Consider the following 15,271-nt stretch of genomic DNA (forward strand, 5'->3'; position numbering starts at 1 on the left):
GCGTGGGATTCGAGGAAACGGCCGAGACGGTCAGGGCTCCGGCGGCGGTTTCCGGATCTCCGACGGTAAATGCGATGGGCCCGGTGTTCGTATTCTCGTTGATGGTCAGGTCGTCAATCGCGGAGACGGTCGGAGGATCGTTGACGGAATCGACGGCCAACTCGAAGTCTTCGATCGCGACGCCGGTTCCGTCGCTGAGCGTGATCGTGATGATCGCGGCGCCGCTCAAGTTGCCGGCCGGAGTGACGGTGACGGTGCGGCTCGCTCCGGAGCCGCCGAACACGATATTCGCCAGCGGCACCAGATTGGTATTCGAGGACTCCGCGGTCAGAACGAGCGCGCCGAGCGCGGTTTCCACGTCGCCGATGGTGAAGGCGATCGCGCCGGTGTTGCCGTCTTCGGGGATGGAGCGACTGGGGATCGCCGAGATCGTGGGGAGATCGTTGATCGGGTTGACGGTCAACACAAACGTTTCCGTGACTTCGTCGTCGCCATCGTCCACGGTGATGGTGATGGTCGCCGAGCCGAATTGATTGCTCGCGGGCGTGACTACGACACTCCGATTGGCGCCGCTGCCGGTGATGACGATGTTGGCGTTGGGGACGAGCGTGGTGTTGGACGACGAGCGCGTGATCGACAGGCTATTGAGCGGCGTTTCCACATCGCCAACCGTGAAGTCGAGCGAGGGGGTGACGCCGTCTTCGTTGATCGCGAGGTTGTCGATGGCAGAGATTGTCGGCAGATTGTTGGGCGCGAAATCGGTGTCGCCGGGGGTGGCTTCCTCGCCGCCCCAGCTCGCCGAGAAATCGCCGAAGGCGGTTACCGCGAGGCGCGTCAGCGAGTGTCCGCTGGCGTTGGGCAGTTGCGGCCAGGGGGCGACGTTGTCGTACTTCACCTGGTCGACGAGGAGGTACGGAATCAGTTCTGGTTGATTCGCGGGCGGTTCGTCGGGGCGTTCGAGGCGAACCGTGCCGTCGGAGTCGAGCAGGGCCAACGGCGCGTAGGGTCCGACGAGATTGACCTCGGGGCCGATGCTGTAATGCGTGCGGAAGGCGTTCGCTTTCGTGGTATCGGTCGGATCGAAGCGCACGACGATCAAGGTCTGGAGCGCGCCGATCGTGCGGCCGGCGCCAAAGACCAGATCGACGCCGCCGCTGATGCGCCAGTTGGTGAGATCGATCGGATTGGCCGTGGAGTTGAAAAGTTCGATGAACTCGAGGTCGTCGTCACCGGCCGCTGCCAGCGGGTTGTACATCACCTCGCTGATTAAGACCGGGCCGAACAAGGGACCGCTGTTCGGTCCGCCGAGCGTGAGTTCGGTCATGGGGAACAGTTCGCCGGTGGCGTTCGGCCAACGGCCAAACGAAACACCGTTGGCGGCCGCGCCGAATTCGCCGCGGTCGGCGAAACGGAGGAGCTTGCCGGCGGTGTTCGCCGCGAGCAGCCAGGTATCGTCTCCTTCGGCGGCATTGAACGAGAAATCGTTCGGGCCGGGGTTGGTCGGGTTAGGGTTGAAGTCGTCTTCGTCGAAGACGAGGTAGCCGTGGGCCGGGATGAAGGTGTTGTTGGGGATGCGGAACTTGGCGTAGTTGTCGTTCGAGTCGCTGATGTACCAGCCGCCGATATTGATCGACGCGTTGGTAGTGTTGTAAAGCTCGACGGAGTCTTTTTGGGGCGGATCGGTGTGCGTCAGGATTTCGTTGACGACGACATCGGCGAAGTCGCCGATACCGGCCTTGCCAGGAGAGCCGCCGTATTCCGTGCTGGGACGCCAGTTTTGCGGATCGTTGTAGTTGCCGGTGACGCTAATCACTTCGAGCGAGCTGCCGTTGCCATCCGCGCGGCCTGGCCAGTCGCCTGTATCGTCAAATGCGAAGTTGTCGATGTCGTCGCCGTTGCGGGCGCTGACTTTCAAAGGCTCGCCGGAGTTTGCCAAGGCGCCCGTGTAGACGCCTGCGATGGGCAGGCCGGTTCCGTAGCGCATTTCGAACGCGTCGCGATTGCTCACGATGAGCACGTATTTGTTGGCCCCCAACCCGATGATGTCGGCGCCGGAGAAGTTGAACGTCAGGCCGGTGAATTCCACGCCAGCCAGATCGATGGTCTGGCCGCTGGTATTGCGGAGTTCGACGTACTCAAAGGCGTTCTCGTCGACAAAACCTGCGGCGACTTCCGCGGGCGTCGGTTCGTAGGGGTTGTAGTTGAGTTCGGTGATCGACAAGTTCGATGCGCTGGCGGGCGTGCCGATAAAGAACTCGGCCGAAGCGAGAGCGGACCAATCGCTGCCTTGCTTGGTGCGCGCGTTGACAATGGAGCTTTGGGTCAACGACGTGCCGGAGCCGACGGAATAGGAATCGAGTTGCGCCTCGATAAAGAAATCCGTTTCGCCGGCGGAGACATTGAGGCCGTGGATGGCCAGGACGTTGCCGCCATTGATGAGATGCTGACGGAAATTGCTGATGTCGATGGTCTCGAAGACGACGGCCTGCTGATCCGCGCGGCTGACCGTGGCGTTGCTGCTGAAGGTCGGGCTGGCCGGGGCGTTCCGTTCGGCGACTTTGACGCCATTCAGGTAGGCGACGAAGCCGTCGTCGTATTTCATGCGCAGGTTCAAGGCCTGCACACTGCTTACGGACGAAGCATTGAATGGCATGCGCAGGTACGCGCCGGCGCGGACGTTGTGCATCGCCGCCTGAATGTCCGTTTCGATCAACGGATCGAAGTCGAACGGGATCGCCGTGGTCGTGGTGTTCCAGCCGAGAGTGCCATTCTGCAAGATTTGGAAGTTGCCGTTGAATCCGCCTTGCGAACCGGACGCCAAGGAAAGCTCCAAGGAGTCGCCGCCGCCAGCTTCGTAGAAATCGAGCATGATGGTCGTCGTCAACGGTGAGCCAGCGACCGTGAACGTGCCACCGGACTGACCATGACCTCGCGGAGAAGAAAAGGAGAAGCCGTTGGTCGGTTGCGTGCCGTTGTCGTTGAACCGGCTGCTAAAAGTGGTGTTCGGGATCGTCAGCCGGAAACCGTCGTCGCTACCTACGGCCAAGGTCCAGGTGCCGACGGGAATGATGATACTCGCCGTCACGCGAATTGCGTATTGCTCACGGTCCACGGTACCGGGAACGGGCAGGGTCGGCGGCGAGCCGAAGTTTCCGGAATCGCCAAGGTTCACGTACGACATGACCGTGGATGTATCCGAAGCGATGGTGAAGCCGTTCGTGTTTCCATTGAGTAGATTCGACGCGGTGTTGATCGAGTCGATACTGCCCGAGCTGGTGTCCAGCGTGCGCACGGTAAAGCCGGGACCGGTGGTGATGACGCCGGTGTCGAAACCGATGGGCATTGGGCCGGTGGACCAATTGTTGTGGTTGAAGGCCGGCTGCTGCCAGGCGCCTTCGGTGCCGTCGGGGATGCGCCAGCGGGCGTCCGTAGTTGGTGAGACGTAGTTGGTGACGTTGTTGTAGGCGATGGCGTCGGGTGAGATGCCACCGCCCGGGAGGCGCGGGTCGCTGCCGTCGATGGTGTAGTAGATCACGCCGTCGATGGTGGCGAATTCGACGTCATGGCCGCTGGGGACGTTGCCGCCATTGGGCACATGCACCGGCGGATCGACGTCCGGATACAGCCCGTCTTGCTTGAGCTGATTCAGCACGACGTTGGTGCGGGCGGGGAAGTAGTTGTTGACGATACCGTTGATCGTGTTTTGCCAATCGGCCTTGGTGAAGGCCGGCTCGCGCTTCGCGTCGCCCCAGCGGGCGGACTCGGCGATGATAGCGAGATCGAGTTCGTTCTTGCGGGCCATGAAGCGCGCGGTATTGGCGGCAGGCGTGAGCGCGCCGTCGCCGAAGAACGTCTCTTGAATCCGGTCCGCCACTTCCAAGCGGAAGTCTTCGCTGGCCCAGAGCTGCTGGAAAATCCACTGCGGATTGGCATGCTGCTCTTGCGCTCCGGCCGGGAAAGGTCCGCTGCGATCTTCGTTTACATTGAGGAGGGTGTGTTCGCTGTCGTGGGCAAAGAAGCGCCAGCCTTCGGTTCCGGTGCGATCGCGCAGTCCGTACCAGTTGTTGATGGCGGTGTTGCCGAGGAAATTGGAGATCGGGGCATCGAGGTTGCCGCCGTAGATGATCGCCAGCATGTAGTCGATCAGATTGCGGCTATCCAGATGGACGGCGTAGTTGGGGTTGCGCGTGCCGTCGGGATTGAGCCCCTTGAGTTTCTGGTACAGGGCGAATCGTTCGGTTTCGTTCGCCGCCGCATCGACCGCGTTGGCGCCTTCCCAGAACTGAAGCCAGGCCTCGAGATTTCCGTCGGTGGCCTGCAAGGTGTAGGGCCCGGCCTCGGCCTTGACGACGTCGTAGTCGTCCTTTTCGCCGCCGAAGTAGTTGGCGGCGAACGACGCCTCGGAGCGTTCCTGGGATTGAAACAGTCCCCAATAGACGCCGTTGATGAACAGGTGGTGGTAGCGGCTGCGCGTGTAGGGATCGCCCAGATCTCGCTGCAGGTCGCGGGAGAAGACGTCGCGGTTCATGGTGTTTTGACCGTCCCCCTGGAACGACCAGGAATAATTCTGCGCGGTGCGCAGATCCATGTTCTCGAACTCGTCGACGCCTTCGTCGCCGAACCAGGCGTAGTTCAGATCTCCTTCATACTCGTCGCGGAAGAACAGCCGGAACGCGTGTTTGGGGTTGTCCCCGGTACGGCTGAAACCGCCGCGAATGCGAATACCTGCGTCGATCTGAAAGCCCTCGGGGCTCCCCGGCGTGATCAGTTCCACGGACGCGGGGCGCTCCCATTGACGCCCTTCGCCATAGGCGTTGACGTAGATGCCGGTGGACTGATCGAACAAGTCATCGAGGTCCATGACGACGGAGACCGACGTGATGGAGAGCAGCGCGTCGTCGACCAGCGGGCCGTAAGTGCCGTTGCCGACGATGTTGGGATCCATCCCGTAGTTCATTTCCTGGCCGTTGGTGGGGTCGGTCGCCCAGCCGGCGCCGGGGACCTGGCCGTTCGGCTGTTGCGACAAGACGTTGCTCATGAACAAATATGTCGCCGTCTCCGCGCGCGAAGGTTCAAAGCCCGTCTTGAAGGCGGCGGCGCGGATGGTGCGCGTGGTGCTGACGTTGATCGGGGACGAGTAAAGCGTGCTGGAGGCCGTCGGCATGGAGCCGTCGGTGGTGTAACGAATCTGGGCGCCGGGCGTAGTGGTCGCCAGCGTCAGGTTGAAGGAGGAGGTCTTCCAACCGTGGGGCGCGCTGAACGTGGGGGCCGCGACGAAATCGATAAAGCCCGTGGAAGGATTGAAATCGCCGGGCGTGGCTTGTTGGAAATAGCGAAGTTGACCGTTGTTCGCGGTGATTTCCGAGAGTTGAGCCGTGAGCAGGAATTCGTTGCTGTTGAGGGCGTCGTTCAGGCCGTGGATCGCCAAGATGTTTGTCTGGCCGGCGACCAGGAGCCCGATGTGTGCGGAGATGTCGATGTTCTCTTCCAGCACCGCGAGGCTTTCGGCGCGGTCGCTGGACGCCAACGTGTTGTACACCACGCTCGCGGGCGCGTTGCGCCGCGCGACTTCCGTACCGTTGAGGTAGACGATGATCGCGTCGTCGTAGCGCAAACGCAAGGTTAACGAGTCCAGTTCCGCCGGATTGGCCACGTTGAACGGCGCCCGCATGTAAACGGTCGCCTTGCTGTTGAACATGCTGGCTTCGACGTCGGTATCGATGTAGTTGCCGAAGCCAACGCCGGCGCCGCCCCCAGGATCGGTTTCGACCGCTAAGCCACCCGCGGACGTGGCGCCGACCAGATCGAAACTGGCGTTGAAGGATCCGTGCGCGCCTGGCGCGGCGAACAATTCGACCGCACCGCCGCCATCGCGTTCGAAGAACAGCAAGCGGATGGGGTATTTGCCCGCCGCTGGGAAGTTAAAGGTTTGCAACGTGTCGGATGCGCCACGCAAGCAATCGCATTGCGTGGTGAAATTGCCCACCTGCAATTTGAATCCGTCGTCGCTGTTCACGCCGAACGTCCATTGCCCAGCGGCCGGAATCGTAACGGTGCCGACGGACTCCGTGATAAAGTGATCCGTATCGTTTCCGACGGCACTGCCCGGAAAGGCCAAGTCGCTGGAAAAATTTCCGGTCCCGCCCGTCTCCAGGAAGTTCACCACCGCCGTAACCTGCGTGACGACGCTGGCCTGTTGCGACGGCGTAACGAGCAAGGTCTCGGCTTCCGAGAGGGTCGATACGGTGCCGTTCGATTTGACCTTCTTGGTCGTCATGCCCGGCACGGCCACTTCGTAGCCGATGGCCGTGGTGGCGTTGGTGAACGCTCCGTCGCTAAAGTTGCGCTGCGTCCAATTCGGGTGCAGGTTGTTGTTCGCTGGGAAGAAGATCTTCGCCGCGCCGCCTTCGGCGACGAGATCGGTGATGGCGACGCTTTGTTCCACGCCGTACGAGACGTCCGGGTACTGCTGCCCGAACGTGGGATCGAAGGCCGAGACGACTTGAATCTGGTTGTTGCCGGGATTGCGTCGCGTCAGCGCGAGGTATTCGCCGTCGCCGGAGATGCCGAAGTTGGTGTGGAGTTGTTGACCGGCGATGGCGCGATCTTTGTTCGAGGCAAAGACGACGAGAAAGTTTCCGGCCGTCAGCGATTGCGACGGGAACTCGCACTTGTCGAGTTCGGTGGCATCGTCGGTCAGAAACCAATCGTTGAGATTGAAGTCGTCGGGGCCGGGATTGTAGATTTCGATCCAGTCGGATCGATCGCCGTCTTCGTCCTGGATGCCGGATTCGTTGAGCGCCATGAACTCGGTGATCAATGGCAATCCATCCATCACCCAGCGGGCTTCGAGCCGTTCGACCGGCGAGCCGTGCTTCTTCGGACGGGAATGTGTCGGGCGCATAGATTCAGACTTGGATGGGAGTGGTGGGCGCGAATTTCCTAACTCGGCATGAACACGGTTCCGCCAGCGACGCTATTGAGAGGTCGCCGCGCGTCCCGCCGAGTCTGTTCCGGGGCCCGGGCAAGGCGAACGAAACGGCCGCTCCAGCCGCTTCGGATCGCCTGCCAGGCGCAATTTTTTTTCAAGGGGATCAGGCACGTCGGATGGAGTTCCGACGAAATGAGCCGCCTAACTGTTCCTTATAAACGGAATTTTAGGTTTCGACAAGAAAATTGTTAAGACTGTGCGAAGCTACCGGGTTTTCGTAAGGCATTCCTGGCGTGACACTTACAGCGCAGGCAGCACCACACCACCCCCCAGAGGTACAGGAAGGCGCCGGGCATCGCAAGATTCCTGCGGCAGGCCTCTCATCCGACCATTGCCAGGTTTGGCCGCGTTCCGGTAGACTACGGGTTTTCGCCGTCCAGAAATGGGGCGGCGATGCGCTTTCACCCGTACTGTGGCACGCGATGTTTGAGTCGTTACAGCAAGGACTTAGCTCGGCGTTCAAGACGCTGACCGGTCAGGCCAAACTGACCGATTCGAACATGCGCGAAGGGCTGCGCCTGGTCGAACAGGCCTTGCTGGAAGCCGACGTCAGTTTCCGCGTCGCCAAGGACTTCACCGCTCGGGTGTCGGAGCAGGCGGTCGGGCAGCAAGTGCTGGCCGCGTTGAATCCCGGCCAGCAGTTGATCGGCATCGTGCATAGCGAGCTGGTCAATTTGATGGGACCGGTGGATCACGAAATCCTGGCTCGCAAAGACATCACTGTCTTGATGATGTGCGGCCTGCAGGGGTCGGGAAAGACGACGACGTGCGGCAAGTTGTCGCGGTATCTGCGCGAACGGAAGCAACGGCCGATGATGGTCGCAGCCGACTTGCAACGCCCTGCGGCCGTGCATCAATTGCATGTGCTGGGCGAGCAGCTTGGCGTGCCGGTTTACTCCGAAGAGGGGGCGACGGACCCCGTACAGGTTTGCCAGAACGCCTTGGCGAAGGCCAAGAAGGAAGGCGTGAACGTCCTGATCTTGGACACGGCCGGGCGACTGCACATCGACGAAGAGTTGATGGGGCAGCTCAAGCGGATCGACGCGCGCTGCCAACCGGACCAGGTGCTGCTGGTTGTCGATGGCATGACGGGCCAGGACGCCGTGAACAGCGCCAAAGCGTTCAACGACGCGTTGGAACTCGACGGCGTGATTATGACGAAGCTCGACGGCGACGCTCGCGGCGGCGCGGCGCTGTCGGTCAAAGCGGTGACCGGGGTTCCGCTCAAGTTTATTGGGGTCGGGGAACATCTCGACGCGCTGGAGGAATTTCATCCCGATCGGCTGGCCGGCCGCATTTTGGGGATGGGCGATATTGTCTCGCTGTTCGAGCAGGCACAGCAAAAGTTCGATCAGGACGAAATGCTGCTGCAGGAAGAGCGGCTTCGGCAGGGCGAATTCACGCTCGACGACTTCCGCAAGACGATGGCGCAGGTCCGCAAGCTTGGTCCGCTGCAAAAAGTGATGGGCATGATTCCAGGCATGAGCGGCCTGGCGAACATGATGGCGTCCAACGAAGACGCGGACAAAGACATGCAGCGATTGTTCGGCATCATCGATTCGATGACGCCGGAGGAACGCCGCAACCCGAGCAAGACGATCGACGCCAGCCGCCGCCGCCGGATTGCCGCGGGCGCCGGAGTCGAACCCGCGGAAGTGAGCGGCCTCGTCAAGCAGTTCGACGGGATGGCGGACGTGATGAAATCGATGACCGGGATGGGGGTCAAGGATCGTTTCAAGAAGATTCAACAGCTTCAAAGCGGCGGGCTGCTCGATCCCGGTTCCCGACTCGCTCGGGAGAAGAAGGGGACCGGCAAGCGTCTGACTTCCGACGAACGCAACAAGCTTAAGAAGCAACGGGAAAAGGAACTGCGCCGTAAGAAACGCGGGCAGAGGAATTAACTAAATGATGAATGCAGAATGATGAATGATGAATTGCGTACTGTTCGTCATTCATCATTCTGCATTCATCATTACACCGCATTCACCATTTGAACCTGGAGAGATACTGTCGTGGCCGTACGCATTCGCATGAAACGATTGGGGCGCAAGCATCGCCCGTTCTTCCGCATCTGCGCCACCGACTCGCGGCGTCCGCGCGACGGGCAGGTGATCGAAGAATTGGGCACCTACGACCCGATGATCACGGACACCGACGCTCGGGCTTTGCTGAACGGCGATCGCATCCAATATTGGATCGGCGTCGGCGCTCAGCCGAGCGACAAGGTGAAAGTGCTGATTCGCAAGTACGGCCTGAACGGCACGCACATGCCCGCGCAGCAAGCGGCGCGCGAGCGTCTGGCGATGCCGAAGATCGTGCCGCCGGCGCCGAAGCCGGTGGAGATGGCTAAGAAGGCCGAGCCAGTCGCGGAAGCTCCGGTCGAAGCGCCCGCCGAGGAAACCGCGGCTGAATAAGCCGCGAGAGCGCCATGCGATTCGACGTGCTGACCCTGTTCCCGGAGATGTTCCCGGGCTACCTGGGGCAAAGCCTGTTGAAGCTGGCGATCGAGCGCGGCTTGGTCGAGGTGCGGTTGCATAACATCCGCGATTGGGCCGAAGGAAAGCACAATACCGTGGACGATCGCCCCTTCGGGGGCGGGCCCGGGATGGTGCTGATGGTGGAGCCAGTCATCAAGTGCATTGAAGCGGTCCGTGCGGAAACGGAATCGCCGGGGCATTTGGTGATGCTGACCCCGACGGGTCGCCGGCTGAGCCAAGCGGTGATCGAGGAGTTGTCGACCAAGCAACGCATCGTGCTGCTGTGCGGGAGGTATGAGGGCTTCGACGAGCGGATTCGGCTGTTGACGCAGCCGGATGAGATTTCGATCGGAGACTTTGTGCTGAACGGCGGCGAAGTCGCGGCGATGGTGATGATCGACGCCGTGATTCGCTTGGTGCCAGGCGTGCTGGGAGACGAGGAAAGCAACAAACAAGATTCATTTTCGGGCGAGGATCGGCTGCTGGAGTTTCCGCAATACACGCGACCGCGCGAGTTCCGGGGACTCGCCGTGCCGGACGTGCTGCTGAGCGGGAATCACCAGGAGATTGCCCGCTGGCGACGGCGGCAGAGCGAGGAAAAGACGCACAACCGGATTGAATCGCGGAGACGCGGAGGCGCAGAGGATTGAGGGAGAGTTTTGATGGCGTGCTTCTGTAGCCGAGGTCTTTGACGTCGGTGGCGCGGCAAACAGCGATGGATTCCGAGACAACGAGGTCGCAGACCTCGGCTACAGAAACAATCATGTCCGCGACTCGATTGTCGCGCTGAAACACAACCAACGAACCAATCACATAACGAAGGAACCCGAACCATGAACTCCACTATCATCACGCTCGTCGAACAATCGAGCCTGAAGGCCGAGCCGCCCCGCTTTGAGATCGGCGACACCGTCGACGTGCATACCCGCATCCTGGAAGGCGACAAGGAGCGGATTCAGATTTTCAATGGCGTGGTGATCGCCCGGAGCGGCGCCGGCAGCAGCGAGATGTTCACGGTCCGGCGGATCGTGTCCGGCGAAGGAGTGGAGCGGAAGTTCCCGCTGCATTCGCCGCGGATCGCGGCGATCGACGTGAAGCGTTCCGGCGTGGTCCGCCGCGCGAAGCTGTACTTCCTCCGCGATCGCATCGGCAAGGCGGTGCGGTTGCGTCAACGGCGGACGGACAACAAGGTCGTGGCGTCCGAAGGCTAAGCGCCCGTCTCGATCTGCGAAAAACAAAACAGGGCTGACGTCGAGTGCTTACTCGGCGTCAGCTTTTTTTGTTGAGAGGCTCGTGATCGGGCTGGATGTTAGACTGGATGGCGATGGCCACGACCGCGGGCAATTCGAACGGGCATAGCGGCGCTAAGTTCACGCTTCGCGCGCTGTTGCTTTTTATGACGATGCTTTGCGTGGCGTGCGGAGGGCTGGCGTATCTCAAGGAATTGGTTTATCCAACCCGCGGTTTCACGAACCGCGAGGCATTGTACCGGCCGTTAAAGGAGCCGTGGATTGATTTCGAAGAAGCGGCAGAAGCGAACGGATTGATTCTTGCCAACGCTGAGTACTACCGTGTTCGCGACGGCTGGGATTGCACCTACTTCATTCGGTTCGACGATTCGCAATATCTGTTTGACTTCCTTGTCAAGAAGACGGGTCTTTCGCCGCTTACAACCCGTGGTTGGTACTACGGCGAGTTTTGGGACGACCTGCCCACGGAGTGGAAAACAATAAGTCCCGATATGCGAGCGGAAATGTACGTTTGCAAATCTCTTACCGGCGGCGGCGAGAGCGACCAATACGTCGTTCTGCGCGATCGGCAGGCTGGGAAGATTTATGTTTGGTATCACTTCAACTTCTAACCCCGCTCGCTGAACAAACTAAGCGGTGGGTGCCACTGGCGGCTTGTCCGCCAGTGCGGCGTTGGTCTTGCTAGCGGCCCAACTCCAGCACTGGCGGACAAGCCGCCAGTGGCACCCCACGTCACGCTTTCTGCCGATATACTATGCACCAAAAAAAGCGGCGTCGTTCGAGGCTTGGCCCGAACGACGCAGTTGCTTTTTATCTAACTGAATCGAGCGACGCGAACTACGTGTCGCTTTCCTCATCATCATCATCGTCGTCGTCCGCGTCCGCGTCGTCGTCGTCGTCGTCGTCCGAGTCATCGTCGGCGTCGTCGCCTTCGAGTTCTTCGTCGTCGCCTTCGAGTTGTTGGCGTTGCTGCTGGGCTTTGCCCACGGCGGCCATGGCTTGGATGACGCCTTCTTCGGCCAGGAAGCGGTATTGTCCGCCGTTTTCGATCAGCTTCGATTCGATGCGGAAGTGATCGCTGCCGGCCTTCTGGATGGAGGCGGCGACTTCGCCGAACGTTTCGCCGTGCTCTTCATCGACCTTGGCGAGCACGCTCAGCAATTTGCCGACGGCGAGCGAGGCGCTGACCGGCTCTTTGGCGTCGGTTCCGCCGACCTTCTTCGAGTCGTCGATTACCTGCTTAATCATGTCCATGCCTTGGGGACCGATGGCGAAGAACGCGGAGTCCTTGCCGATGCCGACGGTGAAGTCGACCTTGTCGCCGAGCAGCGCGACGATCTTTTCGCGGTCGTTCGCTTCGGCCGGGATCGGCAGCGAAGCAACGTGGAACTTCACGCCTTCATGTTCGCCGACGTTGTACTTCACCTTCGGGAATTTTTCCTCTTGGGAAGCCAAGGTGATCCACTTCTTCAGCTTCTCTTCGACCAGCGCGCCGTCCGGGACCGCACTGCCGGCCACGATGTTGATCGGGCCTTCGCCTTGAACGGTCATGCCGCCGGAGAACGAGCCGCTCTCCAACTGGGCCTTGGCAAGTTCCAGTACGTCTTCGATGAACTGCTTGGCCAGACCCTTTTCGTCGTCGCCGAGGTCTTCGTCATTCTCGAGGGCGGCCATCGCTTGCTGACGCATCGCCGCGACGGTTTCTTCGGTCCGGGCGCGGTCCTGCTCGCTCAGCACGCTATTGCCGTGCAATGAGAAAATCGCTTCGGGGGCCAAAAAGCCAGCGAAACGAGAAGCCTTGACGTTGGTCTTGAGGGCGTTGAGCTGCTCGGCGGCCTTGCTGCCGGGCAACGCGGTGGTGGCGACGTCGAGATAGACTTGCTTGGCGGGACGATCGACGTTCCAGCCGAGCGTGATTTCGTCCAACTCGTTCGCCATTTGCGACATGGCTTCGAGCTGATGCTCGGCCATCGACGTGCGCAGTTTGTATTGCTCGTCCGACTCGCCTTCTTCCTGCTCCATGCTGCCTTCCATGCCGGCGCGGAGTTGGTCGATGAACATCTCTCGCATCGGTTCCGGCAAGCTTTGCACGTGGACCTGCGCGGCGATGTCGTAACGCTCGCTGAGGCCGCCCAGCAACTTGATCGGGTCCGCCGGAAGGTTTTCCAGCGCTTCCTTCGATTGCGCGAAGTACGCCCAGCCGTCGTTTTCCTTGGCGAACACGCTCTGGCGATCCGCGGCCAATTCCCAAACGCCGTCGCCGGCATCTTCCGGCTCGCCGGTGAAGACGGCCACGGTGGCCATCAACTTTTCCATTTTCGCGACGGGGATGAAGATCAGCACTTGGAATTGGCCGTCTTCCGTAGCATTCACGGCGGCGCCCCAAGGACGCTTGCGATCGACGCCTTCCAGGCCGTGACCTTGCGTGAAGAACACGCTCATCGCTTCCAACTGCTGGCCCGACCCAGGCTGACCGGCCAGGTCGCCGAGGTAATCCAGGTCGTCAATCAGTTCTTGAACGCCGCTCACCGCCACGGACAAGACCGGCTTCGTGGCTGCTTCCTGGGCCACGCATAGGCTCGGGGCTGCCCACAGCATCCCCGCCGTCGCGGCGCTCAAACAGAGTTTCCGGAACATCAGCTTCTCCTCTAAGAGTCGTGCCCACAAATAAGCACAGGGCCCGCCGCGGCATTTCATCCTTCGGCGACTGGCGTCGGCCAGCCATCCCGCGAGCGCAACCCGAAACAGGTTAAGTTCAAAGCTCTACCAAGCGACCGGATGGCCGGTTTCAAACGGCGATTGATGAAGATCGCGTTTAGGCCGCAATTCCCGCGCCGCTGGCTCTCGGCTCAAAGGTAGAACATCACTAGCGACCCGTCCAGCGACCGAAATCCGGGCAAACATGCCCCGGCAGACACGAGCCCGCTCGGAATCAGGACTTAACCGCGAAAAACGCGAAAAGTCGCGAAAGTTTGGAAAGGGAGATCGGAGGGCGGTCAGGTTGCCGGGGGTTGGTTGGTGGGACTATGATGGCTCGCGTCGCTGGCCGTAGATTTCCCGAGTTCCACGATTGATGTGAATTGATTTATGCGAAATTGCGTTGCGGTGTTGGCGGCGGGCCTGGTGTTGCTGTCGTGCGGATCGTTGCTGGCTGGAGATTGGCCGCAGTTTCGGGGGCCGGAGGGTTCGGGGCACTCCTCCGAAGTTGGTCTGCCGCTCACTTGGAGTGACACTGAGAACATTGCTTGGCGAGTGGAACTGCCGGGTAGCGGATGGTCGTCGCCGGTGGTGGTTGATGGGCGCGTTTATTTGACGACCGCCGTGCCTGTAGACCCCATGGCGGAAAAGAGCGATCTTTCGCTCCGCACGTTGTGCGTCGATTCGAAGTCTGGCGCGCTGCTTTGGAACACGGAGGTGTTTCTCGAAGTCGCGGAAACGGCGCCGGGCATTCACCAGAAGAACAGCCATGCGAGTCCGACGCCGATTGTCGAAGGGGATCGGCTGTACGTTCACTTTGGTCATGAAGGCACCGCTTGCCTCGACCTGGAAGGAAGCGTGCTGTGGCGTAACGCGGAGCTGCGTTACCCGCCCGTGCATGGCAACGGGGGGTCGCCGACGCTGTGGCATGAGTTGTTGATTTTCAGTTGCGACGGCGGTGAAGCGCCGTTCGTGGCTGCGCTGAACAAGCAAACGGGCGAGCTGGTATGGCGGCATGAGCGTGGAGTGCCGGCCGAGAAGACTTTTTCGTTTTGCACGCCGCAAGTGATCGAAGTGAACGGCCGCGAGCAAGTAGTGATCCCGGGCAGCAACGTGGTGAGCGGATTTGATCCGCAAACGGGTGAAGTGATTTGGTTCGCGAGTTACGACGGGTATTCGGTGATTCCGCGGCCGGTGTACGCGCATGGCATGATCTATATCAGCACTGGGTACAACTCGCCGGTGGTGATGGCGATTCGCCCAGACGGCGCCGGGGACGTGACCGAGACGCATGTCGCGTGGAAACATGATAAGGCCGGGCCGAATACGCCGTCGCTGCTGGTGGTCGGCGATGAGTTGTATATGGTGTCCGACAACGGCGTGGCGAGTTGTCTGGATGCGGTTACGGGCACGCAGCACTGGCAGAAACGGTTGGGCGGGAACTATTCGGCGTCGCCGCTGTTCGCTGAGGGGCGCATTTACTTTCAGGACGAGCAAGGTCAGACGACGGTGATTGCGCCGGGGATCAGCTACCAGCAACTGGCGAAGAACTCGCTTACTGGGCGCACGCTGGCTTCTTATGCGGTGGCGGAGCAAGCCATTTTCTTGCGGAGCGACACGGCGCTGTATCGGATTGAAGTGACGCAGCCTTAGAGCGCGCCCCGAAATCGGTTCCGCTGGGGGCGAATGAGTACATTCGACCCCAGCCACCCGGCGCGTATCCATGAACGAAACAAGCCGTCTCGCCAGAAGGTGAGACGGCGTGTTTGTTTTCGTTCGATGAAGACTTTCTCAACAATCGTTACCGGCCGCGTCCGCAAGCGTCAGCGCCAAGTCCTTCCCCCGCGCGTCAAAGC

8 protein-coding genes are annotated in these 15,271 nt (G+C 60.8%); 6 read left to right on the forward strand and 2 right to left on the reverse strand.

Annotated elements, in window-relative coordinates; all coding sequences use genetic code 11:
* On the reverse strand, window positions 1-6,904 hold a 6,904-nt coding region (locus tag SGJ19_01395; protein MDZ4778889.1), incomplete at its 3' end, for a lamin tail domain-containing protein.
* A 509-nt stretch (window positions 6,905-7,413) separates the two neighbouring features.
* On the opposite strand from SGJ19_01395, the gene ffh reads away from it, so the two are divergent.
* The 5 genes from ffh (at window position 7,414) to SGJ19_01420 (ending at window position 11,329) form a co-directional block, all read left to right on the forward strand.
* The gene (gene ffh / locus SGJ19_01400; GenBank protein MDZ4778890.1) at window positions 7,414-8,892 is read left to right on the forward strand and encodes a signal recognition particle protein; all 1,479 of its coding nucleotides are present in this window, start codon (window positions 7,414-7,416) and stop codon (window positions 8,890-8,892) included.
* Between the two features lie 129 nt (window positions 8,893-9,021).
* Window positions 9,022-9,405, forward strand: coding sequence for a 30S ribosomal protein S16 (rpsP, locus tag SGJ19_01405; GenBank protein MDZ4778891.1), 384 nt, complete (start codon window positions 9,022-9,024; stop codon window positions 9,403-9,405).
* Window positions 9,406-9,419: 14 nt separating this feature from the next.
* Window positions 9,420-10,118: a tRNA (guanosine(37)-N1)-methyltransferase TrmD gene (trmD, locus tag SGJ19_01410; protein ID MDZ4778892.1), complete on the forward strand. Its 699-nt coding sequence runs from the start codon at window positions 9,420-9,422 to the stop codon at window positions 10,116-10,118.
* 183 nt (window positions 10,119-10,301) lie between these two features.
* Window positions 10,302-10,679, forward strand: coding sequence for a 50S ribosomal protein L19 (rplS, locus tag SGJ19_01415; GenBank protein ID MDZ4778893.1), 378 nt, complete (start codon window positions 10,302-10,304; stop codon window positions 10,677-10,679).
* A gap of 95 nt (window positions 10,680-10,774) precedes the next feature.
* A complete protein-coding gene (locus SGJ19_01420) occupies window positions 10,775-11,329 on the forward strand; it encodes a hypothetical protein (protein MDZ4778894.1) in 555 nt (184 codons plus the stop codon).
* 226 nt (window positions 11,330-11,555) lie between these two features.
* On the opposite strand, the gene SGJ19_01425 is transcribed toward SGJ19_01420, so the two are convergent.
* A complete protein-coding gene (locus SGJ19_01425; protein MDZ4778895.1) occupies window positions 11,556-13,355 on the reverse strand; it encodes a hypothetical protein in 1,800 nt (599 codons plus the stop codon).
* A 450-nt stretch (window positions 13,356-13,805) separates the two neighbouring features.
* On the opposite strand from SGJ19_01425, the gene SGJ19_01430 reads away from it, so the two are divergent.
* Complete coding sequence (locus tag SGJ19_01430; protein MDZ4778896.1) at window positions 13,806-15,068, forward strand: PQQ-binding-like beta-propeller repeat protein; 1,263 nt, start codon at window positions 13,806-13,808, stop codon at window positions 15,066-15,068.
* Window positions 15,069-15,271: the final 203 nt, after the last annotated feature.

It is taken from the genome of Planctomycetia bacterium, from assembly GCA_034440135.1.
In the GTDB taxonomy this organism is placed as follows: Bacteria; Planctomycetota; Planctomycetia; order Pirellulales; family JALHLM01; genus JALHLM01.